Raw genomic sequence first — 24,219 nt, forward strand, 5'->3', positions numbered from 1 at the left:
GAATCAACTAGCAACTGTTTTTTTTAATTTCTGTTTAAAACAGAATAAATTGAGAATCATTATATATATTTGCGGTTATTACTACTAACTATTTTGGATATGAAGAAAGTTCTCGCATTAATTCTTATTACATTACCTGTAACTATGTTTACCTCTTGTTCTGGTGATGATAATACCACTATTATTAATAATGGTGGTGGAGGAGGTAGTGTTAGTAATACCAGTCTGGTCTTTAAAGCTGCAAAAGCCAATAATACGGACATAACCGGAGCAAAGGCAGTGGCTGTTGGACGAAAGTTGGGTGGAAACTCAGCATCGGCAAAAGATATGACCCGTGCTGAAGGTGATGTGAAAATCATCAACTCGTTGTTGAAAGCCTCTGACGATATGAAGTTCATTGAGGTGAAATATACCTTTGATGTAGAAGTTGCCGTGAAGGATGAAAACGGTAAGGAAGAAGATATCGATAAGGCTTCTGAAGAACAGAAGAAGGAGGTGAAGACTATCATCGAACGTGTAAACTCGAGTATGAGAATTGTTCCTAACTTCATCTTCAATGTCGGTGACAACTATCTATGGCTGAGCAATTGCCGCTATGAAGTGCCTGACTATGATCAGATGGAAGAATCACCGGTCAAGAAGATTCTGACGACAATCCGCGATGATTACAATGATTCTCATCGCAGTACACATGGCGGACAGTATTTCATTCGTAAGAGTGATGGAGCCCTAGTTACTTGGGAAATAAAGGATGGTGCGCCGAACGACTTGGGTGACGGCTATAACCCTCAGAGTATGTTGAATGGATGGCTCCATGCCGTAGGTAATCATATCTATGTACGTGAGGGCGGCTATGAGATAGACCACAACCATCCGAATGGTAGGGTGTTGCGTATCACGGATAATGGAACCTCACTCAGCTATGAGGAGATCATTCCTGCCGTGGTTGAGAATAAATATGATGTAGCTCATATCCTTCCTGCGGGTAATAATTTAGGGGTGGTTTGTCGCGAAAAGGTAATGGACAGAGGAGAAGAAAAACTGTTCCCTGTACCTTATATATATAATACATCCACCAATAAGTTGACTCGTCTTGTTATCCCGGAGGCTGATAAAAATGACGTAAACACTCGTTGGTCGTTGATAACTATTGCCGGTGAATTCTATGCGATACGTAACCATCATCAACCAGACGGTCATCCGGAAGATCCTAATAGGATGGACTTCTATAGTGTAAATGTCAATGATGCAACGGTCGGCACAATGTTGTATAGTACACCGATGCAGATTGGTATAATCTTTGATGATGACAAATTCTTTGCCAAGGGTTTTGCTACCACAGAGTCCACCTTTAAGTTTATCATGAACGATGACGGACAGGTACCACCAAAGCGCATTATGTGTATCTTCAATCCGAAGGCCAGCGGTGATGATGTCTTTGTGATGCATGAATTACCAGCCCATTATCCGGGTAGTATCAACGAATATATCAATGGCATAGCATGTGGTGATGTGGATAACGATGGCTTCTATATTTGTGATATCAACAAGAATGCAGCAGTGCGTGTAAACTTAGACTGGAGTAGAGCTTCTCAATATCAATCTCTCGAACGCAAATTCGTTCATTTTGAAGCTGCAAATATGTCTATCAAGTATGAGGCAACGACGAGTGATGGCCAAAAGATAGCCCTTTGGGTTCCTATCGTTGGAGAAAATCAAGGTAAGGTAACTGTTTTGACAGGTGATAATGGTGAAAACTATGATATCGACGTGGTTTTGAATATGGATAAATAAAAAAAAGGCCCTGAGTTTAAATAAACTCAGGGTTTTCTGTATATATATATTTCCTACCCAATAATCCATTTGCTTCCCGGTATGTCAATCATCATAGTTTCCATGAATGGGAATTTTAAAGCGAGCTATTTATACGTTCTTCTTAATTTTATACTAATTAACACGAAATTTCTTTCAATGTTTAATTTTCCATCGCTGAAAGGTGCTCATAACTCGCGAATTCTGAATTAATGATCGATTGATTATGAAAACCTAAGCTACAGTCAAAACACAACCTACTGATTTTCAAATAGTTACATTTTCTATTACCAATTATATCATCAAAATATACAGGATATATCAGTTTCTTCAGTTAACTACGTAACACTACATGCCTATTCACATCAGTATATGCAGTTAACTTCGTAAGCAGATGAAGTTAACTGCGTTCAAAAAAGGAAGTATTTATCTTCCTCAAAACATGTTTTTGGGACCATATTTTATGTTTTCCGAGAAATTTGGAGACGACACATTCTCTAAATGACGGAAAAAGTCTGCATCTTTTATTTTAACATTCACGATTTTAGCGTTAAATATATTAACACTAAGCAAAAGGAACAAGAATAGATTATTTTATTACAATTATTCACCAAAGTGAAGGTTGTGCGCTTATTACGCCTTAACCTTCACTTTATTACTATTTATCTGCACTAATTAGAAAATCCTTATGAGCACCTTAATGATGTAGACTGGCCATAGGTTTCATGCCCACTTCGATACATAGGCGACCCTCCTCCAAGCTAGAGCACTCATGGTCACTCGTAATACCGGCTTGAGCGTACTGTTTGCGCTCTTCACCCATCAGCCCTGGCGCGTGTCCGTCAATGGGCTTACCCGCCTTACGGGCGGCCTCGAGTTTGGCCATCACCTGCGTACCGATAATGGAGGCAAGGGCCGTAGCGGTGAACACACTGCCACTTGGCATGCCGGGCAAGGCACTGAAAACAGCGGGGTTCACGGCCAGAATGTAGGCCATGGTCAGAAACGTAGTGATACCCGCTAGGATCTCCGCCTTAATGCTATGCTTCTGAGAGTCGAAGCCAAAAAGTTTAGATATAATCATCGTTTTAGAAATTTTTGTTCATTCTTATGAGTAGATCCACACAAGTGCTATAAGCACTACTGAAAAATGTAACTATCAATCAAATACGTTCCGTGATTCCCACTATGTCATGAAGAGCGATGAAATCGCAATTCTAGTGCCAAATATAGAAAAAAAGCGTGGACTGTCAAGTTCTTTGTTCATTTTCTTACGTTTTGCTTTTATTTTTACCATCATCCTATGTTAATCTACCAATATCTGTCCTCGTTTTACAGTTTTTTTGTAACTTTGTACACAAATGAGTCAACAAGAATCTTCAATACAAACACTCCAGAGGCAGCGGATGCTCCTGCAGATGGAATATTACACGGAAAAGGAGGCCTTCAGGAAGCAAACCGAAACGATGGGATTGCAACGGAAGGTGAAACGTGGTGATGCTTGGTTTCCGTTACAGGTGGGAAAGAGTTTCTATAATTCTCTCAACCAGATGGCAATAGAAATTACGCGTACTGCTGATCTGGAGGTGGAACATAACTTTGAATTTGGTCGACCTGTAGCTTTCTTTCGCGTAGATGAGAAAAACAAACTGAGTTACTTTAATTTTACCGGTACGGTAAGTTATGTTGATGGTGACCGCATGGTAGTATTAATTCCTGACGGTGGACAGGCTATCGACATACAGGGATGCTCGCAACCGGTTGGTATCCAATTGTTCTTCGATGAAACCAGTTACAAACTCATGTTTGATGCTCTCGACCGTGCTATCAAGGCAAAAGGTAACCGATTGGCTCATTTGCGTGACCTCTTTTACTCTCAACAAAAAGCGGAAAGGTTCTCTTTCGCTGCTACGAAGTTTCCCTGGTTGAACCCTTCTCAGGAGAAAGCCGTCAACGAAATTCTATGGGCTAAGGATGTAGAGGTGGTCCATGGTCCTCCCGGTACCGGTAAGACCACTACCCTTGTCGAAGCCATCAACGAGGTATTGATGCGCGAAAGTCAGGTGCTGGTTTGTGCACAAAGTAATATGGCTGTAGACTGGATCTGCGAGAAACTCGTGGATAGGGGTATCAATGTGTTACGTATCGGAAATCCTACAAAGGTCAACGATAAGATGCTCTCATTTACTTATGAGCGGAGATTCGAAGCTCATCCTGATTATCCTCAACTGTGGGCGATCAGGAAAGCTATCCGTGAACTGAGACAACATAGGAAGGGACATCATGAAGATTTCCACCAAAAGTTAGACCGCCTGAAAGGACGTGCTACGGAAATAGAGATAAAGATCAACGCGGAATTATTTGGCGAAGCTCGCGTCATAGCCTCAACACTTGTAGGATCAGCCAACAGACTGCTCGATGGTATGAAGTTCGGTACACTTTTCATCGATGAAGCGGCTCAGGCACTGGAAGCTGCCTGCTGGATACCGATGCGAAGAGCTTATCGAGTGATCTTCGCCGGTGACCATTGTCAGTTGCCTCCAACTGTGAAGAGTATCGCTGCTCTGAAAGCGGGATTAGGAAAGACGCTGATGGAACGTATCGTGGAGAACAAACCGGAGGTGGTGACATTGTTGAAAGTGCAATATCGCATGAACGAAAAGATCATGCGATTCTCCAGTGACTGGTTCTATCATGGTGAGGTGCAGAGTGCTCCGCAAATCAAATACCGGGGCATTCTCGACTACGATGAACCGATGATGTGGATTGATCCTAACACAGAAGCTGAAAGAACTGGTATCGACATTGAGGAGGAGCCGCTCAAGGAGCAGTTCGTAGGTGAAAGTTTCGGACGAGTAAACAGAGGTGAGGCGGAGTTGACGCTGAATGTCTTGCAGGATTATTTCCAGAAAATAGGGAAACAACGTATCCTTGACGAGCAGATTGATGTGGGCGTCATCTCACCTTATCGTGCTCAGGTACAGTATCTGCGAAAACTTATTAGAAAAAAGGAGTTCTTCAAACCTTACCGTCGACTGATAACGGTAAACACCGTGGATGGATTCCAAGGACAGGAACGCGATGTGATTATGATCTCTATGGTAAGGGCCAACGACGATGGACAAATCGGATTCCTGCGTGATCTGCGAAGAATGAATGTTGCCATAACGCGTGCCCGGATGAAACTGATCATCCTGGGCGACAAGGAGACGTTATGTCATCATCCTTTCTATAAGAAACTATGGGAATACATCCACGATGATGTAAACTTATAGAACTTGAGAAAGTCTTTGTATCAGTTCTTCTTTTTGCAATCTTTACGACCGCAACATTTCAGAGTCTGCTGAAGGTAGTCTGCTGCAAGATGTGCAGCCTCAGCAACATGTCCACCGAATCCATGGTCACATGAGTTCAGCAGATGGAATTCACTATCCTTGATGACATAATGGAAACGCTGACCATAGGTATAAGGTACGATACGGTCGGTGTTGCCATGAAGGATAATCGCTTTACCGGTATATTTCATGGCTGTCTCGTAGATAGGAAGTGTGATGGCAGTTTTCACAAAGTTACCTCCTAACGAGCGACCACCAAACAGTTTTATCTCAGCAGGTGGATTGTAAGGATCATACTGGGCACCAAAGGTGTTCCCACGTAGGGCATCTTCTCGGAGAACTGCTGCCGGAGCCATCAGACAGATAGCCTTGATTTTCTCGACACCCATATTTCCTGCTGTCATCGCAGTAACGACGCCACCTTGTGAATGACCCGCCATTCCTATCTTTGAAACATAAGGTAATGCTGCAACATAGTCATATACCTTTTGTGCATCAATGAGTTCATTGGGTACCGTCATATCCTGGAATCTTCCTTCACTTTGGCCATGACCGTTGAAATCGAAACGGATACTGGCAATGCCTCGCTTCTCCAGACTATCTGCGAGATTCGTAAGCAAGGGTTCATTCTTGTTACCCATAAAGCCATGACAGATGATAACCATAGGGACGCGCTGTCCTTGATGGATTTTTGGAGTTTGGATAATGGCATCCAGTTGTCCGTGGTCGCCTGTGATTTTCACATTTTCAGAAATAGCATACGCATGAAGGGTAGCTAATGCCATGACAGCAAAAGCAAACAATCTAAGTTTTTTCATTATAGATATTTTAAGTTTTACGCAAAGATATAGCTAAATTGTCTATTATGTAACAAAAATATCATTTTCTTAACACCAAATAGCAATATTTTTTATATCTTTGAACCGTCATCTGATTAGCTATAATATGAGAATTAATTATTTACTACTATTGGGATTGTTACCAATAACGGCAAATGCTCAAAAGAGACATCCCCAAACAATACTTGCTGACTCAGCAATCATTTCGGTACATCCTTATCAGAAAGGATCTGCTGACATCATTGATGAAAGTCGCATGAACAAGGGTCTTATCATAAACTCACTGGAAGCTCTCAGCGGACAGGCTGCCGGTGTAAACGTTTCGTCAAATGGCTCGAGTCATATGGCTATGCTTAGTTCTGTTCGTGTACGAGGAACGACTTCGCTGACAGGAGGCAACGACCCTCTTGTCATCATCGATGGCGTATATAGTGACATTTCAACGCTGAACAGTATTTATCCGGCTGATATCCAAAGTTTCACAATCCTGAAGAATGCTTCGGAAACGGCTTTATATGGTTCCCGAGGGGCTTCCGGTGTGATACAAGTGACGACAAAGAAGGGACTCGGAAGTAAATTTCATATCTCGTATGATGGTAATATGGGTGTGCAAAGTGTGTATAAATATCTGGATATGTTATCCGGAGATGGCTATCGGACGACCGCACAGAGGCTCGGACTGGACTACGAGGACGGAGGATATCATACGGATTTCCAAAAGGCTATCAGCAGAACCGGGATGATACAAAACCATCATATTGCTTTTAGTGGCGGTGGCGAGAATTCCAACTATCGTGCTTCTCTCGCTCTAATGAAACAAAATACGATCATCAGAAAACATGACAATGCTAACTTTGCTGCAAAAGTGGACTTGCAGCAAAAGGCTTTCGATGACATCATGACCATCGACTTCGGGGTCTTCGGAAGTAGCATGAAGAAGGAGGGTATCTATGATAAACAGAAGCTCTTCTATTCGGCAGCTACACAAAACCCTACGTTTCCTAATGGGAAGAATGCAAATGGTGGATGGGACAGAAACTCTTCGGCTTCACAAATTGGAAATCCTTTGGCTCTGCTCCATGAACAAGACCACAACAAGATGCTCAACTTCAACACCCATATGGCTTTCTCTTTTGACCTGGGACAAGACTGGGACTTGAAGTTTTTTGGCTCGTACAGTTATAATTCTATAGAAAATGCACAATATCTCCCTACATGGGTATGGGCACAGGGACAGGCGTATCGGTCGGAAGTGAAAAATGAGGACTGGCTGGGTAATGCGCAACTGAATTATCATCATACCTTTGTAAATGGTAACAAGATAGAGGTAAACTTACTCGGGGAATATCAAAAGAGAAATCAAAGGGGATTCTTCACGACGGTAAAGGGGTTCTCGAACAATGATTTCGGCTATGATAACATGAAGGCGGGAAGTACCCTTCCCTATGGAGGAACGGGAAGCGACTACGAGGATCCGGCTTTGGCTTCGGCAATGTTCCTGATAAAGTATTCTTTTCATGATGTTGTTGAACTTACCGGAAATGCCAGAGCTGATGGGTCGTCTATGTTCGGTAATGGCAACAAATGGGGATTTTTCCCTTCTATCTCTACTTCTTGGGATGTATACAAGACGTTCAGTAAACTGAGAAGTCTGAGATGGTTGTCGGCATTCTCTGTACGATCGGGATATGGTCTCTCGGGAAATACGGGGGGTATAGAGTCGTATAACTCTCTGTTCTTGTTGAATCCTAATGGTCTGATCAGTTGGAATGGAACACCAACGACAACACTTGGAACGACATCCAACACCAATCCTAACCTTAAATGGGAGACAAGGGCTTCCTTTAACATCGGTGCTGATATGGGATTCCTAAGCAACAGAATCGTCCTTACCGCTGAATATTATTACAGCAGAACAAGGGATATGCTTTATATGTATGATGTGCCTGTACCTCCATTTATTTACAATAAACTATTGGCAAATCTAGGAAGCATGAGTAATAGTGGTCTTGAGTTGGGTATCGGATTGACTCCTATCCAGAAAAAAGACATGGAACTCAACATCAACCTAAACGTTTCTTTCCAGAAGAACAAACTGATTTCTCTTAGTGGAAACTATGAGGGTACACATCTGTCTGCACCGGAGCACACAAGCATAGGAAGTCTTGACGGTGCAGGATTCCATGGAGGTAACAACAATATCGTATACCAGATCATCGGTCAACCTCTAGGTGTATTCTATCTGCCTCATTGCACCGGACTTACCAAGAACGCTGACGGAAGTTATAGTTATGAGATCGCTGACTTGGACAATGATAAAGTCATCGATGTTGCCGATGGCAAAGACCGATACATAGCAGGACAAGCTACACCAAAGATGACTCTCGGTTCTAATGTAAGTTTTAGATATAAGGACTTTGACATTTCTCTCCAGATAAACGGAGCTTTCGGACATAAGATATACAATGGTACATCACTTACCTATATGAATATGAATAGTTTTCCAGAATATAATGTGATGAAAAAGGCACCTGAGACCAATATAAAAGATCAGGTCGCTACAGACTATTGGCTGGAAAGAGGTGACTATCTGAACTTTGACTATTTAACCTTGGGATGGAATGTTCCTATCAGGAATTTGTCTAAATATATCAGTAATCTAAGACTCTCGCTGTCTGTGAACAACATTGCTACCATCACATCATATAGTGGATTGACTCCTATGATAAACAGTTATGTTGTGGACAACACCTTGGGTATCGATGACAAACGTAATTACCCATCTTATCGTTCGTTTAGTTTTGGTCTCTCAATTCAATTTTAAAGATGAAAAATAAATATATCTGTATCTTGCTCTTATGCCTACTCCTGTCGGCGTGCCTTAGCGAAAATCCGGTAGGAAAGATGCCCGAAGATAAAGCTTATACTTCGGCTAAAGATATCGAACAAAATTTAGTCGCCACACTATACAACTATATCGGTGGTGCAACGGAAAGTGAGGGATTACAGGGAACACCTCGCGGTGTCTACGACTGGAACTCTATAACTACAGACGAGCAACTGATACCGGTAAGAGGTGGTGACTGGTATGATGGTGGCTTCTGGCTAAGACTTCACACACATACTTGGACACCTACGGAATTACCTCTGGAAAATACATGGAATTATCTGTATAAGGTGATCACACTCTGCAATAAGTCGCTATACAACATTGAGAAAAACAAAACTGTTCTCTCCAATACCGAATATACGGGATTTACATCTGAGGTAAGAGCTATCAGGGCTTTGTTTTACTTCTATACCATGGATATGTTCGGCAACATTCCGTTGGTAACGGATTATCATACGACTCAGAATCAAATCAAACAATGTAACAGAAATGTTGTATACCAGTTTATCATAGACGAACTGCAAAGTGTATTGCCTTACTTGGCTAATGAACATAGTAACTACAAAGGGAAGTATTACGGAAGGATTACACGCCCTGTCGCAGAATTCCTTCTGGCTAAGCTCTGTCTGAACGCTGAGGTGTACTCGGATGATGACTGGACAGACAAAAAAATCCCGAATGGGAAAGATATCTATTTTACCATTGACGGAAAAAAGAAGAATGCCTGGGAGGCTACGATCACTTATTGTGAGAAAATCAAGGAGACGGGATATGTGCTGGACGGATATGCCAAGAACTTCTGTATACACAATGAGGAATCCAAAGAGAATATCTTCGTCATCCCAATGGATAAGATGCTGTATTCCAACACGTTCTCGTATCTTTTCAGAAGTAGACACTATGCTCACGGAAGTGCTCTCGGATTAGATGCGGAAAATGGAACCTGTGCAACATGCTCTACCGTAAAGGCTTATGGATATGGTACGGATTCTGTAGACCCAAGATTCCAACTCAATTTCTTCGCCGACACGGTCAAGGTAAATGGTAATGTCGTCAAACTAAACAACGGGAAACCACTGGTGTACTATCCTCTGGAGGTATCAGAGAATATGACCGGAAGTTTATACGAGAAGACTGGTGGAGCGAGAATGAGCAAATATGAAACAGACCCGACAGCATACGACAACGGACATCTGCAGGATAATGATATCGTTTTGTTCAGATATGCCGACGTTCTGCTCATGGAAGCTGAAGCAAAGACGAGAAATGGAATGGATGGAGAAGAAGAACTCGCTGCCGTGGAAAAGCGTGTCGGTGCACCTTCCTTGTCTGCCAACTTGGATAACATTCTCAAGGAAAGACTCTTGGAACTGATGTGGGAAGGATGGAGAAGAAATGACTTGATAAGATTCGGTAAATTCGACGAGGACAAACATCTGACTGTCTTCCCTATTCCAAGCATCTGCAAAGATTTAAACCACAACCTCGACCAGAACCCGGGATATTAGAAAAAAAAGATACACATACACTATAGTATGGATTTATTTTATTAACTTTGCACACAAATTCTAGAATAATAAAAATACCGGTATGAAGATTGAAAACCAAATAAGTGCTTCGGCTATTCAGGCCATTAAAGAGTTATATGGTCAGGAGATACCAGAAAAAATGGTACAACTGCAGAAGACTCGTAGCAACTTCGAGGGTAACTTGACTCTCGTTGTCTTCCCATTCCTTAAGATTTCAAAGAAAAAACCTGAGGATACAGCTCAAGAAATCGGTGAATATCTACAGAAGAACTGTAAGGCTGTAGAGAAATTCAATGTTGTCAAGGGTTTCCTAAATCTCACCATTGCTCGTGCTGCATGGGTGGAACTCCTCAACGACATCAATGCTGATAAGAAATTCGGTGAGAAGAGAGTAACTGATGATTCTCCTCTCGTGATGATCGAATATTCTTCACCTAACACCAACAAACCTTTACACCTCGGACATGTGCGTAACAACCTGCTTGGTTGGTCTTTGGCTCAGATCATGGAGGCTAACGGTAATAAGGTGGTGAAAACAAATATCGTAAACGACCGTGGTATCCATATCTGTAAGTCTATGCTTGCTTGGCTGAAATGGGGTAATGGTATTACTCCTGAGAAGGCAGGAAAAAAAGGTGACCACTTGATCGGTGACTTCTATGTAGCCTTTGATAAGCACTTCAAAGAGGAGTGTGCAGAACTGACTAAACAGTATGTGGCAGAGGGCATGACCGAAGATGCTGCAAAGGAAAAGGCCGAACAGGAGGCTCCACTCATCAAGGAAGCTCACGAGATGCTCGTAAAATGGGAGCATAACGACCCTGAGGTTCGTGCGCTCTGGAGCAAGATGAACTCTTGGGTATACGCTGGTTTCGATGAGACTTACAAGGCTATGGGCGTAGGTTTCGACAAGATATACTATGAATCAAATACTTATCTCGTTGGTAAGAAGAAGGTTGAAGAGGGTCTTGCGAAAAATCTTTTCTTCCGTAAGGAGGATGGCTCTGTATGGGCTGACCTTACTCAGGAGGGTCTTGATCAGAAATTGTTGCTCCGTAAGGACGGTACTTCTGTATATATGACACAGGACATCGGTACTGCTGAGATGCGATTCAGCGACTTCCCTATCGACAAGATGATCTATGTCGTAGGTAACGAGCAGAATTATCATTTTCAGGTATTGTCTATTCTCCTCGACCGCTTAGGCTTCAAGTGGGGTAAGGATCTCGTTCACTTCTCTTATGGTATGGTAGAATTACCTAACGGTAAGATGAAGAGTCGTGAGGGTACTGTTGTAGATGCTGACGACTTGATCGCACAGATGATCAGCGACGCTTACAAGACCAGTGAAGATAAGGTGAACAAACTGGAAGGCATCACCGAAGATGAGAAGAAAGAGATTGCTCGTATCGTCGGTATGGGTGCACTCAAATACTTTATCTTAAAAGTTGATGCACGTAAGAACATGCTCTTCAACCCAGAAGAAAGTATCGACTTCAACGGAAATACAGGTCCTTTCATCCAATATACATATGCTCGTATCCGTAGTGTATTGCGTAAGGCTGAAGCTGAGGGTATCAAGTTGCCAGATGTTCTTACTGACAATGCTCCTCTGAATGAGAAAGAGATTCAACTCATACAAAAGATGAACGAGTTTGGTGCTGCCGTTGAACAGGCTGGTATCGACTATAGCCCAAGTGGTATCGCAAACTATTGCTATGAGTTAACCAAGGACTTTAACCAGTTCTATCATGATTATAGTATCTTGAAGGCTGATACTGACGATGAAAAGATTACCCGACTGGTACTTGCTAAGAATGTAGCAAAGATCATCAAGAACGGTATGTCTCTATTGGGTATCGAGGTTCCTGAAAGAATGTAAACGATATAGGTTCAATCCGAGGGGATGCAAGGACATTTCCCCCTCGGATAAACCCTACTAAAAAACAACATGAAGAAAAACGAATTGTTGAACCCGCCTGACTGGCGAAACGATACGGTATTACCATTGCCCAATGAGGTAAAGGCAAATGCGTGGGCTGTTGATGCCGCATGTAGCGGTAATCCGGGTCCTATGGAGTATCAGTGCATCGACTTGTCTACGGGTACACAGGTTTTTCATTTCGGTCCTATTCATGGAACGAATAATATCGGGGAATTCCTCGCTATCGTTCATGCCTTAGCTCTTATGGAGAAAGAAGGTATCACAGATAAGGTAATCTATAGCGACAGCGTAAACGCACAACTGTGGGTTGCCAAGAAACAATGCAAAACGAAATTAGAAAGAAATGCCCAGACCGAAGAACTCTATCGGATTATCGCTAGAGCTGAACATTGGCTAAAGACACATCCTATCCATACTCCTATACTGAAATGGGAGACAAAAAAATGGGGAGAATGTCCTGCTGACTTTGGTCGAAAATAAGGATTATAGGCTTTCGATATATCCTTTTGTAAAGAGGTCGTAACTTACAGCCTCAAGTTCACTCAACGTCATATTTTCTACTGCTTGCTCGATTTTCTGAATGAGCATCTGACGCTTATAATCATCCGACATACTCAGTCGGGAGGTAAATCTATTTGTTGCCATTTTCTTTTTCGTATGTAATAATCACTTGGTCACCATAAACTTCATGTTTGGCTACCGTTAAACCTGATGGTAACTGGGGAGCGGGAGTTCCTTGGTTGACATATAAACCAGTATTCGTTTCTACTCTGATCTCATCATAACATCCACTCTGGATGAAACTCTCCAGTGTCTTTGCTCCACCCTCAACGATCAGGGATTGACACGATTTCTCCATCAATGTCTTGAACAGATCTTGAACGGAAAAGTCGGAAGATAGCACGAAGCGAAGAGGGTTCTTCCCCGTCCATTCGCGAACTGTAAGCCGAGGATGTTCACGCTCGTCTGTGGTTCTTCCCACAACAATGGCATCATTCTCCGCACGAAGTTTATGGACAAGTATCTGAGTAAAAGGTGAAGAGATTTTCAAAGGTGAGAACACTTGATGACCTTTAGGATCTGTCTTCATTTCATCCAGGAACCCATTAGAAGTCTGCGCCCATTTCAATAAAACATAAGGACGATGAAGCGTGTTGACAGTAATAAAGCGACGATTCAATTCTAAACATTCATGTTCAAGAACTCCTACCGTTACCTCGATACCAGCATTCCGAATCTTCTGGATACCCCTACCCTGTACCTTTGCAAACGGATCTATGCAACCACAAACACAACGGCGTACACCTTTCTTTATAATCAAGTCGGCACAAGGAGGTGTCTTCCCATAATGTGAACAAGGTTCAAGACTTACATATATGGTAGCATCATGCAACAAAGCCTCATCTTCTGAACTAACACTGGCAAAGGCATTCACTTCGGCATGTCCTTCACCACAACGAGCATGATAACCTTCACCTATAATCCGTCCATCGGCACTCACGATGACAGCGCCCACCATGGGATTAGGCTTTGCATTCTGACGACCATTCACCGCTAGTTGTAAACAGCGGCGCATATATATTTCATCTATTTCCTGTTGCGTCATTTCCTTAATTTTATTACCTTTGCAGCATGATGACATATCGCGATTTATACACTCGACTAGAGATCTTGTATGATACAAGAGAAGCTCAGGCTATCGTAAGAACGATTCTTGAAATACGCTTCAAAATGTCATACACCGACATTGTTTGTGGCAAAGTTAATGAATTATCCGCAGACAAAGAAAAAGAATTGGAAGAAATCATGAAAAGACTGGAAAATGGTGAACCTTTGCAATATGTATTGGGTGAAGCTGAATTTGCAGGTAGAACCTTTCATGTTGAACCTGGGGTATTAATACCAAGACCTGAGACTGCTGAACTATGCCGGTTAATCGTCAATGATATCAAAGCTATTCACAAAGACGCTGATCCTATTGTCATCACAGATGTCGGAACAGGAAGTGGGTGCATCGCCATCACCTTATCACTCGAACTACATAACTGCAAGGTCAGGGCATATGATATCAGTACCAAGGCTTTGGAAATCGCCAAGAAGAATGCAGAAGTCCTTGGAGCAGATGTAGACTTTGAGATACAAGATGCTCTCCGTCTTGAAAAGAAGTCTACTGATGACAAGATCATGAATATTATCGTAAGTAATCCGCCGTATATTGCGGAAAAAGAGAAGAAGGAGATGTGCAAGAACGTACTCGACCATGAACCTTCGTTGGCCTTATTCGTTTCTGATGATGACCCTCTGATCTTTTATCGTTCTATTGCGGAATACGGAGTGAAGAATCTTAAGGATGGAGATCGGATATATTATGAAATCAACCCTATCTATGCTCAGGAGATGGTAGAGATGATGGAGTCTCTTGGATATAGGGATGTTAAGATAACAAATGACCTATATGGAAAGCAAAGGATGCTAAGGGCAATACATGCTTAATAAAGTACACAATGAGACCAAAAACAGAACAACAAGCTCTCTTCATGCTGACTACATTATGCTCACAGTCAGAACATTGTTCTCAGGAGATGAGAGAACGAATGGATAAATGGGAAATAGCGAAAGATGAACAAGAACGCATCCTCGATTATCTCAGAAAGGAGAAATATGTCGATGACGAGCGTTTCTGCAGATTCTTTGTTCATGACAAGATGTTATATAATAAATGGGGACAAAGAAAAATTGAGCAGGCTCTCTTCATGAAGAAAATAGGAAAAGATGTCTCGACTCCTATCTTTGAAGAGATCCCTGACGAGGATTGGATAGAAGTCCTTAAACCCATGATAGAACAGAAGTTGAAGACTACAAAGGGGAAAAATGACTATGAACGTTCTATAAAAACCATACGATGGGCTCTGGGAAGGGGATTTCTGATGGAACATATACGAAACTGTATTCATACGATAGAGATAGAAGAAGAGGATGAAGGTTTATGATATTAGAAAAGATTTTATCACTCATCGCTCCTAGGGCTTGTGCCGTCTGCGGATGCCGCCTGTCATCAAGCGAGAATGTTATCTGTGGTACTTGCAACTTACATCTGCCCCGAACGAATTTCGAAGACAACCCGTACGAGAACGAACTCGCTAAGGAGTTCTTCGGTAGAATTCCAATAGAGAAAGCTACTTCCTTATTCTTTTATCATGCGGGAAGTGAGGTTGCCAACATCATCTATAATCTGAAATACCATAACGAGCCGTATATTGGGGTGACCATGGGAGAAATGTTGGCAAATCAATGTAAGGGTAAAGACTTCTTTACGGATATCGATGCCATCGTACCGGTTCCTTTGGCTAAAAAGAGATATAAGCAACGTGGATATAATCAGAGTATGGAGATTGCCAAGGGGGTATCAAAAGCAACTGGGATTCCTATCTTATCAGACTTCATATGCCGGTCTGAATTCAACAAGAGTCAAACGCATCTTAACAGATGGCAAAGAGCAGAAAACGTAGAAAACTTGTTCTATCTCAACCCACATGCCAAACTTCCTCGGAACTTTCATTTTCCAAGCAACAAAGACGAAAGAACTCACCTACTTATCATCGACGACATCATAACGACAGGGGCTACGATTGTATCTTGTGTTCATGCGCTCCCTGCCAATGTTAAAATAAGTGTTTTATCTCTTGGTTTCACCAAAAATTAATACCTTTGCATGAACATAATTTATAATCCGAAAGAATATGGACAAGCTGAAGAAAGATTTCGCATCTAAGTTATTAAAAATTAAGGCCATTAAATTACAACCAAACAACCCGTTCACATGGGCCTCAGGCTGGAAATCACCATTTTACTGTGACAACAGAAAGACTCTCTCATATCCTGATCTGCGCGACTATGTGAAGTTGGAAATCGTACATGTCATCCTAGAGAAATTCCCTGAGGTTGATGCTATCGCTGGTGTCGCAACGGGAGCTATCCCTCAAGGTGCACTCGTAGCCGATGAACTTCACTTGCCTTTCGTCTATGTACGAAGCAAACCAAAGGACCATGGACTGGAGAACCTTATCGAAGGTGACCTGAGACCAGGTAGCAAGGTGGTTGTCATTGAAGACTTGATTTCTACTGGTGGATCTTCTTTGAAGGCTGTCGAAGCTATCCGTAAGAACGGATGTGATGTCGTTGGTATGGTAGCTTCATACACATATGGTTTCCCTGTCGCTAAAAAGGCTTTTAAAGACGCAAATGTAGAACTCGTTACTTTGACAGATTACGAACATGTTGTCGACGAGGCATTGGAAACCGGATATATAGATCAGGAAGATGTAGAGATCTTACATGAATGGCGTAAGGACCCTGCAAACTGGAAAAAATAATTAGGAAATATAATTAAGAAACGTATGTCTAGTACATTCGAAAGTAGTATCAAACAGATTCCTCATAGTCAGGAATCTGTTTACACAACATTGAGCGATCTGAATAATCTTGAACGTATCAAGGACAGAATCCCTGCTGATAAGGTCAAGGATTTCTCTTTTGATGCCGACAGCATCTCCATCGAGGCCCCAATGGTTGGAAGCATCAAGATGCGCATCATCGACAGAGATCCTTACAAGACGATAAAGTTTGAAACTGAAAACAGTCCTGTACCTTTTAACTTCTGGATTCAACTTGTCTCTACAGGAGAGTCTTCCTGCAAGATGAAACTCACTATAAAAGCTGACCTTAATCCTTTCATCAAGGGTATGGTACAGAAACCATTGAAGGAAGGTATCGAGAAGATTGCTGATGCCCTAAGCATTATACCGTACGAGGAGAAAGTCTATTAATGTCTTCTGGATAATCAGAGGATAAGTATAAATGAATATAAAGACTGGAAATATGGCAAACAAACTCTGGGAAAAGAACTTCGAGGTAAACAAGGAAATTGAAAGATTTACCGTCGGTCATGATCGTGAACTTGATCTGTATCTTGCTAAATATGATGTGATTGGCTCTATGGCTCATATCACTATGCTGGAAAGCATCGGACTTCTGACAAAAGAGGAATTAAAAAAGCTCCTCAAAGAATTGTATCATATTTATGAACAATGTGAGAAGGGTGAGTTCATTATCGAACCTGATGTAGAAGATGTTCATTCTCAAGTAGAGGTGATGCTTACTCGTAAGTTAGGTGACATCGGTAAGAAGATACATTCCGGACGAAGTAGAAATGATCAGGTCTTACTGGACCTTAAACTTTTTACCCGTCACGAACTCATTGAGGTAATAGACCATATCAGAATTCTCTTTAATGAACTTATCCAAAAGAGTAACCAATATCGGAATGTTCTGATGCCTGGATATACCCATCTGCAGATAGCCATGCCTTCTAGTTTTGGTTTATGGTTTGGTGCTTATGCTGAAAGTCTCGTCGATGATATGTACTATCTGTTGGCTGCATGGAAAATAACAAACAGAAATCCATTAGGAAGCGCAGCTGGATACGGAAGCAGTTTTCCTCTGAATAGACAGATGACCACCGACTTGTTGGGTTTCGACAGTCTCGACTATAATGTTGTATATGCACAGATGGGCCGCGGAAAAATGGAGAGAAACGTTGCCTTCAGTCTTGCTTCTGTGGCAGGAACTCTCGCAAAGATGGCCTTCGACGCATGTCTGTTCAACTGTCAGAACTTCAACTTCATCAAATTGCCTAAGGAGTGTACTACCGGCAGTAGTATTATGCCACACAAGAAGAATCCTGACGTCTTTGAATTGATTCGTGCGAAGTGCAATAAAATCCAAAGTCTTCCACAACAGGTTATGCTCATCATGAATAATCTTCCTGTGGGATATTTCCGTGACCTACAGATTATCAAAGAGGTATTCTTGCCTGCTTTCAAAGAACTAGAGGATTGTCTGCAGATGACCGCCTACATCATTAATAAGATGGAAGTGAACGAAAGTATCCTTGACGACAAGAAATACGATCCAATATTCAGCGTTGAGGAGGTGAACGACTTAGCCAGTCATGGCATGCCTTTCCGAGACGCTTATAAAACTGTAGGACTGGAAATCGAGGCTGGAACTTTCAAGCCAAATAAAGATATCCATCACACTCATGAGGGAAGTATCGGAAACTTGTGCAATGACAAAATCTCTGCACTCATGAGTAATACGTTGAGCCAGTTCCACTTTGATTATGTGGCTAACGCCATCGAATCTCTGCTAAACTCATGCAAATAAAGAAAATACATACAAGAAATCTATACCAAACATTAAGTTACTTATTGTTGGGCATAGGTTTCTTGTTTATTTCTGCCTGTTCCATAGAGGACGATTATAGTCATGATTCCTGTCATTTCATCTTTGACACAAACATACACATTACCAGTCACATACGACAAGCGATAAATCCACTTAGCAATAATGTCTTCGTCATGGTCTCCTACTCTTCAATTCTCAGTTCCGATAAAGTGGTAGGATACAACATCCACACCCAACTTAATAACGGAAAGGAAAATACAGAGAAGGTTACAACAGCTCAAGAAATCAATACTCCATATAAATTAGGAATACAAAACGGTCTGATCATTGGATGGAGTAGCTACAATTCCAAACTCTATGCGTATGATGCATTATGCCCAAACTGCTTAGAAAAAGGAATATTCAACAAGTTAACTTGGGGAAATCCAAATTTCTATACCACATGCACAAGATGCGGCAGAAGTTATGATTTAAACAATAACGGTATCGTAATCAAAGGACAGGAAGGAAGAAAACTAGAAAAATATCATATTCAAAATCATAATGGCGTAATTATTGTAAGTAATTAGTGTTAAAAAGTCTAAAACATTTGGTCATACCATAGAAAAAGGATATCTTTGCAATCGCAAAATGCGGCAATAGCTCAGTTGGTAGAGCACGACCTTGCCAAGGTCGGGGTCGCGAGTTCGAGTCTCGTTTGCCGCTCTCATAGAAATATGGGGCCGTGATGGTGGAATTGGTAGACACGAGGGACTTAAAATCCCTTGGCCAGAAATGGCTGTGCGGGTTCGAGTCCCGCTCTCGGCACCACAATCATTTATATACAATGAAGAAGACCCATATTTATCATATTCTCACCTCTTTTTTTATTCTCACATTTCTTTTTTTGATAACATCATGTGGTACCCGCAAAGGATATTTTAAACTTGAGGGTAAATTTCTACACATGAACCAAGGGGAGATTTACGCCTATAGTACCGATGGATTGATTTCCGGCATCGACACAATAAAGATAGAAGGTGGTAGCTTTGCCTACGAGATTCCATGTGAGGATAAGGGTACTCTTGTTTTGGTATTTCCTAACTTCTCTCAGCATCCTGTCTTTGCAGAAAGCGGAAAAAGCGTTAGCCTGAAAGCTGATGCCAGTCACCTGAAGGAGATGGAGGTAAAAGGTAATGATGATAATAACCTGATGACTGATTTCCGGAAAAGAATATCTAACCTTTCTCCTCCTGAAATCAGAAAGAGCGCAAAAGATTTTATTCTTGAGAATCCTAAGAGTCTCGCCTCAAACTGGTTGCTCATCAACTATTGGATAAACAATCCACAAGCTAACTACAAAGAGGCTGGAGAATTACTTGACCGATTAATCGCTGCACAACCAAGAAACGGTGAAATCAAAAAACTTGCTCAGAAACTGAAATCTATTTGCAATTCCAATATCGGATGCCGATTACCTGCTTTCACAGAATACGACATCAATGGTAATCTTATTGCAAGCAGAACGTTAGCGGCTTCCCCTGTAAGTGTTATTTCCGTATGGGCTAACTGGAATTATGAAAGCGAAAACGTGCAACGAACTCTCCACCAGCTCGAGAGACAGAGTAAAGGACAACTTAAACTTTTAAGTATCAATATTGATGCCTGTAAGCAAGATTGCAAGAATGCCATCAAACAGGACAGCATAACATGGCCAACTGTATGCGACGGCGAAATGCTTGAAGGTAAACTCATCAAGCAACTTGGTCTGACCTGTATTCCAGGAAACCTCGTTATGCAGAATGGTAAGATCATCGCACGCAACTTGCAGACAACCGATTTGGAGAACAAGATCAAACAACTGCTCCACATGTAAATGTGGTATCATGCGAAGCAGATAAGAAAACAGATGGCCACACAACCTTTATAATAAATCAACGCGTTGATAACAAAGACATATACTGCCGCTGTAAACGGATTAGAAGTTACTGAGGTTACTGTAGAAGTCAGCATTAGCAAAGGAGTACAATTTCATTTGACGGGCTTAGGAGATGAAGCTGTACGAGAAAGTAAAGATAGAATAAATGCAGCACTAAACAATAATGGATTCCATTTTCCTATAGCTGCAATTACCATCAATATGGCGCCTGCCGACCTGAGGAAAGAAGGAAGTTCATTTGACTTGCCTCTTGCAATAGGCATCTTGGCGGCCAACAACAATCTCAACACCGAGAAACTAGACAAATACATGTTGGTAGGTGAGCTTAGCCTTGACGGAAAGCTACAACCTATCAAAGGTGCACTACCTATTTCTATCAAAGCACGCGCGCTCCATTACAAAGGTCTCATCGTTCCTAAACAAAACGTCAAAGAGGCTGCCATTGTCAACAATCTGGAAGTATATGGATTAGAAAACATCACTCAGGTCGTAGACTTCTTCAATGACACAAAATCCTTTGAACCTTATGTCTTCGACACGAGAACAGAGTTCAACAAAAAGAGCGATGAATATGATCTGGATTTCGCTGATGTAAAAGGACAAGATAATGTGAAAAGAGCCCTCGAAGTTGCTGCCGCAGGTGGTCACAACCTTATCATGATAGGTCCTCCAGGAAGCGGTAAGTCTATGATGGCAAAGCGTCTGCCATCGATACTTCCACCTCTGACTATTGCCGAGAGTCTGGAAACCACCATGATACATTCCGTTGCAGGAAAATTATCAAAAGGCTCGGCTCTCATCAAAGAACGACCTTTCAGATCACCGCATCACACGATAACAGAGACGGCTCTTGTCGGTGGCGGTTCTACCCCTATGCCAGGAGAAATCTCTCTTGCACATAATGGTATATTGTTTTGCGACGAATTACCGGAATTCAACAAACATACACTCGAGGTACTTCGTCAACCATTAGAAGATAGGACCATCACAATAAGTCGTGCCAAATATACAGCACAGTTTCCATGTAATTTCCAGTTCATAGCAAGTATGAATCCATGTCCTTGCGGATATTATGGTGACCCTACCCACCATTGCAACTGTACACCCGGACAAATTCAAAAATACATGAACAAAATCTCCGGTCCACTTCTCGACAGAATAGACATACAAGTAAACATTTTACCAGTCCCTTTCTCGGAACTTAGCAATACCAAGAAGGGAGAATCCAGTGAGGTCATCAGAAAACGGGTCATAAAAGCCCGGGAAATTCAAAATATTCGGTTTAAGGATATCAAAGGAATCCACTGTAATGCACAGATGACAGAGCACATGACCGAAAAATATGTAAAACTCGATGATTCCTGTCTTTCCCTACTCCACATGGCAATAGACAAATTAAGTCTAAGTGCAAGAGCATATACAAGAATCTTAAAGGTGTCAAGGACGATAGCCGACCTAGAAGGTTCCGAGAATATAAAATCCGAACATATTGCCGAGGCCATACAATACCGCGAACTCGATAGAGGTGATTGGGCAGAAAGATAACAAGGATAAATTAAAAAAGCATTGCTAAATGCATGATATTCAACGAATTTTTGTAATTTTGCAAGCACAAATAAAAGATATAGTATGGAACAAAAGAAATTTAAGCGTACAACTGTCACAGCAGCATTACCTTATGCCAATGGTGGTGTACATATAGGTCATCTTGCCGGTGTTTATGTACCTGCTGATATCTACGTCAGATATCTTAGACTCAAGAAGGAAGATGTAGTATTTATCGGTGGTTCTGATGAGCATGGCGTACCTATCACAATTCGAGCAAAGAAAGAAGGTATTACTCCTCAGGATGTTTGCGATCGCTATCATAAGATGATCAAAGACTCCTTCAAGGAATTTGGAATTTCTTTTGATATATATAGCCGTACCACATCTTCTACTCACAATAAGTTTGCAAGCGATTTCTTCAAAAAGCTCTATGAAGACGGTAAACTTATTGAGAAAGAATCAGAGCAGTACTATGACGAGGAAGCTCACCAATTCCTGGCCGACCGCTATATCATGGGAGAATGCCCACATTGTGGTAATCCTAATGCATATGGTGACCAATGCGAGAAGTGCGGTAGCGATTTAAGTCCTATGGAGTTGATTAATCCACATTCTACCATCTCTGGTTCTAAACCTGTTATCAGAAAGACCAAGAACTGGTATCTTCCTTTAAACGAATACCAGAACTGGTTGAAACAATGGATCCTTCAGGAGCATCCAGAATGGCGTCCTAACGTATATGGTCAATGTAAGAGTTGGTTGGATATGGACCTTCAGCCTCGTGCTATGACCCGTGATCTGGACTGGGGTATTCCTGTTCCTGTAGAAGGTGCTGAGGGAAAAGTTCTATATGTATGGTTCGATGCTCCTATTGGCTACATCAGTAACACTAAGGAACTCTGCGAGAAAGAACCAGAGAAATATGGCAATTGGGAAAAATGGTGGAAGGATCCTGAGACTCGACTGGTTCACTTCATTGGTAAAGACAATATCGTGTTCCATTGTTTGATCTTCCCTACAATGCTTAAAGCACATGGTGATTACATTCTTCCTGATAACGTACCTGCAAACGAGTTCTTGAATCTGGAGAATGACAAGATTTCTACCAGTAGAAACTGGGCTGTATGGCTCCATGAATATCTTCAGGACTTCAAGGGAAAACAGGATGTGCTTAGATATGTGTTGACAGCAAACGCACCTGAAACAAAAGACAACAACTTCACTTGGAAGGATTTCCAAGAACGTAATAATTCTGAACTTGTTGCTATCTACGGTAATTTCGTGAACCGTGCTCTCCAATTGACTAAGAAATATTGGAATGGCATCGTCCCTGAATGTGGTGAGTTACAGGATGTTGACAAACAGGCTATCCAGGAATTCAAGGATGTCAAGGATAAGGTTGAATCATATCTCAACGTCTTCAAGTTCCGTGAGGCTCAGAAAGAGGCTATGACTCTTGCTCGTATCGGTAACAAGTACATCACCGAATGTGAGCCTTGGAAGGTATGGAAAACTGATCCTAAGCGTGTTGAGACCATCCTGAACATCTCTTTGCAGTTGGTTGCCAACCTTGCTATTGCTTTCGAGCCTTTCTTGCCTTTCTCTAGTAAAGACTTACGCAATATGATCGGAATGGAAGAGTTTGACTGGTCTGAACTCGGTAGTACTTCGATCTTAAAGCCTGGTCATCAACTGGGTGAGCCTCATCTATTGTTCGAGAAGATTGAGGACGAGACTATCCAAGAGCAACTCGACAAACTTGCAAAGACTAAAGAAGCTAATGAAGCTGCCGCAGCTGCTGCAAGTTATAAAGCAAAACCTATCAAACCAACAATAGATTTCAGCGATTTTGAGAAGCTGGATATCCGAGTTGGACATATCAAGGATTGTCAGAAGGTCAAGAAGAGCAATAAACTGTTACAGTTTACTATCGATGACGGAAGTGGTACCGATAGAACCATTCTTAGTGGTATCGCTAAGGTTTATTCTCCTGAGCAACTCATCGGTAAGGATGTATTGTTTATAGCCAACCTTGCACCTAGAAAGATGATGGGCATTGAAAGTCAGGGAATGATTCTCAGTGCTGTCAACTTCGACGATTCTCTTAGTGTCACAACAACATTAGGTGAAGTAAAACCTGGCAGCCAGGTATGCTAA

The 24,219-nt window shown here is 41.8% G+C and carries 20 protein-coding genes and 2 tRNA genes; 18 read left to right on the top strand and 4 right to left on the bottom strand.

Annotated features, from left to right (window positions below):
- The first annotated feature begins 99 nt into the window (after positions 1-99).
- A complete protein-coding gene (locus K333_RS0100715; RefSeq protein WP_027452213.1) occupies positions 100-1,794 on the top strand; it encodes a hypothetical protein in 1,695 nt (564 codons plus the stop codon).
- Positions 1,795-2,509: 715 nt separating this feature from the next.
- On the opposite strand, the gene K333_RS13605 is transcribed toward K333_RS0100715, so the two are convergent.
- Complete coding sequence (locus tag K333_RS13605) at positions 2,510-2,758, bottom strand: hypothetical protein (protein WP_211223364.1); 249 nt, start codon at positions 2,756-2,758, stop codon at positions 2,510-2,512.
- Between the two features lie 415 nt (positions 2,759-3,173).
- On the opposite strand from K333_RS13605, the gene K333_RS0100725 reads away from it, so the two are divergent.
- The gene (locus tag K333_RS0100725; protein WP_024989460.1) at positions 3,174-5,087 is read left to right on the top strand and encodes an AAA domain-containing protein; all 1,914 of its coding nucleotides are present in this window, start codon (positions 3,174-3,176) and stop codon (positions 5,085-5,087) included.
- Positions 5,088-5,107: 20 nt separating this feature from the next.
- Here the strand turns inward: K333_RS0100725 and K333_RS11640 are convergent, their stop codons facing one another.
- A complete protein-coding gene (locus K333_RS11640) occupies positions 5,108-5,965 on the bottom strand; it encodes an alpha/beta hydrolase family protein (protein ID WP_081657171.1) in 858 nt (285 codons plus the stop codon).
- Positions 5,966-6,092: 127 nt separating this feature from the next.
- Between K333_RS11640 and K333_RS0100735 the strand changes: the two genes are divergently transcribed.
- From K333_RS0100735 to K333_RS0100750, 4 genes are all read left to right on the top strand, one after another.
- Complete coding sequence (locus K333_RS0100735; protein ID WP_051230821.1) at positions 6,093-8,810, top strand: SusC/RagA family TonB-linked outer membrane protein; 2,718 nt, start codon at positions 6,093-6,095, stop codon at positions 8,808-8,810.
- Between the two features lie 2 nt (positions 8,811-8,812).
- Entirely contained in the window at positions 8,813-10,384 is a 1,572-nt protein-coding gene (locus tag K333_RS0100740; RefSeq protein ID WP_024989461.1) for a RagB/SusD family nutrient uptake outer membrane protein, read from the top strand.
- Between the two features lie 82 nt (positions 10,385-10,466).
- Positions 10,467-12,287 carry an arginine--tRNA ligase gene (gene argS, locus K333_RS0100745; protein ID WP_024989462.1) on the top strand — a complete coding sequence of 607 codons (1,821 nt, stop codon included), beginning with the start codon at positions 10,467-10,469 and terminating at the stop codon, positions 12,285-12,287.
- A 69-nt stretch (positions 12,288-12,356) separates the two neighbouring features.
- Complete coding sequence (locus K333_RS0100750; protein ID WP_024989463.1) at positions 12,357-12,830, top strand: RNase H family protein; 474 nt, start codon at positions 12,357-12,359, stop codon at positions 12,828-12,830.
- Positions 12,831-12,833: 3 nt separating this feature from the next.
- On the opposite strand, the gene K333_RS13330 is transcribed toward K333_RS0100750, so the two are convergent.
- Together K333_RS13330 and ribD are read right to left on the bottom strand one after the other, a co-directional pair.
- Positions 12,834-12,995 (bottom strand): hypothetical protein, encoded by a 162-nt coding sequence (locus tag K333_RS13330; RefSeq protein WP_169714158.1) that lies wholly within the window; start codon positions 12,993-12,995, stop codon positions 12,834-12,836.
- Entirely contained in the window at positions 12,982-13,956 is a 975-nt protein-coding gene (ribD, locus tag K333_RS0100760; protein WP_027452216.1) for a bifunctional diaminohydroxyphosphoribosylaminopyrimidine deaminase/5-amino-6-(5-phosphoribosylamino)uracil reductase RibD, read from the bottom strand. The genes K333_RS13330 and ribD overlap by 14 nt, the downstream gene beginning before the upstream one ends.
- A gap of 26 nt (positions 13,957-13,982) precedes the next feature.
- Here ribD and prmC point away from each other — a divergent pair, with 26 nt between their 5' ends.
- The 12 genes from prmC to metG all read left to right on the top strand — a co-directional run bounded on the left by prmC (position 13,983) and on the right by metG (position 24,219).
- The gene (gene prmC / locus K333_RS0100765) at positions 13,983-14,843 is read left to right on the top strand and encodes a peptide chain release factor N(5)-glutamine methyltransferase (RefSeq protein ID WP_306306322.1); all 861 of its coding nucleotides are present in this window, start codon (positions 13,983-13,985) and stop codon (positions 14,841-14,843) included.
- Between the two features lie 11 nt (positions 14,844-14,854).
- Positions 14,855-15,340, top strand: a complete 486-nt coding sequence (locus K333_RS0100770) for a regulatory protein RecX (protein ID WP_024989465.1) — start codon at positions 14,855-14,857, stop codon at positions 15,338-15,340.
- Positions 15,337-16,053 carry a ComF family protein gene (locus K333_RS0100775; RefSeq protein ID WP_024989466.1) on the top strand — a complete coding sequence of 239 codons (717 nt, stop codon included), beginning with the start codon at positions 15,337-15,339 and terminating at the stop codon, positions 16,051-16,053. The genes K333_RS0100770 and K333_RS0100775 overlap by 4 nt, the downstream gene beginning before the upstream one ends.
- Before the next feature lie 37 nt (positions 16,054-16,090).
- A complete protein-coding gene (gene pyrE / locus K333_RS0100780; RefSeq protein ID WP_024989467.1) occupies positions 16,091-16,723 on the top strand; it encodes an orotate phosphoribosyltransferase in 633 nt (210 codons plus the stop codon).
- Between the two features lie 24 nt (positions 16,724-16,747).
- Positions 16,748-17,176, top strand: coding sequence for an SRPBCC family protein (locus tag K333_RS0100785; RefSeq protein WP_024989468.1), 429 nt, complete (start codon positions 16,748-16,750; stop codon positions 17,174-17,176).
- Between the two features lie 52 nt (positions 17,177-17,228).
- Positions 17,229-18,575: an argininosuccinate lyase gene (argH, locus tag K333_RS0100790; RefSeq protein ID WP_027452217.1), complete on the top strand. Its 1,347-nt coding sequence runs from the start codon at positions 17,229-17,231 to the stop codon at positions 18,573-18,575.
- Positions 18,576-18,769: 194 nt separating this feature from the next.
- A complete protein-coding gene (locus tag K333_RS12585) occupies positions 18,770-19,165 on the top strand; it encodes a hypothetical protein (RefSeq protein ID WP_024989469.1) in 396 nt (131 codons plus the stop codon).
- A 63-nt stretch (positions 19,166-19,228) separates the two neighbouring features.
- A tRNA-Gly gene (locus K333_RS0100800) sits at positions 19,229-19,301 on the top strand.
- A 16-nt stretch (positions 19,302-19,317) separates the two neighbouring features.
- Positions 19,318-19,406: transfer RNA gene (locus tag K333_RS0100805), tRNA-Leu, on the top strand.
- A gap of 76 nt (positions 19,407-19,482) precedes the next feature.
- Positions 19,483-20,451 carry a DUF4369 domain-containing protein gene (locus K333_RS0100810; RefSeq protein WP_238314311.1) on the top strand — a complete coding sequence of 323 codons (969 nt, stop codon included), beginning with the start codon at positions 19,483-19,485 and terminating at the stop codon, positions 20,449-20,451.
- Positions 20,452-20,517: 66 nt separating this feature from the next.
- A complete protein-coding gene (locus tag K333_RS0100815) occupies positions 20,518-22,059 on the top strand; it encodes a YifB family Mg chelatase-like AAA ATPase (protein WP_024989471.1) in 1,542 nt (513 codons plus the stop codon).
- An 84-nt stretch (positions 22,060-22,143) separates the two neighbouring features.
- The gene (gene metG / locus K333_RS0100820) at positions 22,144-24,219 is read left to right on the top strand and encodes a methionine--tRNA ligase (RefSeq protein WP_024989472.1); all 2,076 of its coding nucleotides are present in this window, start codon (positions 22,144-22,146) and stop codon (positions 24,217-24,219) included.

Origin of the sequence: Segatella albensis DSM 11370 = JCM 12258, from assembly GCF_000426565.1 — a bacterium.
In the GTDB taxonomy this organism is placed as follows: domain Bacteria; phylum Bacteroidota; class Bacteroidia; order Bacteroidales; family Bacteroidaceae; genus Prevotella; species Prevotella albensis.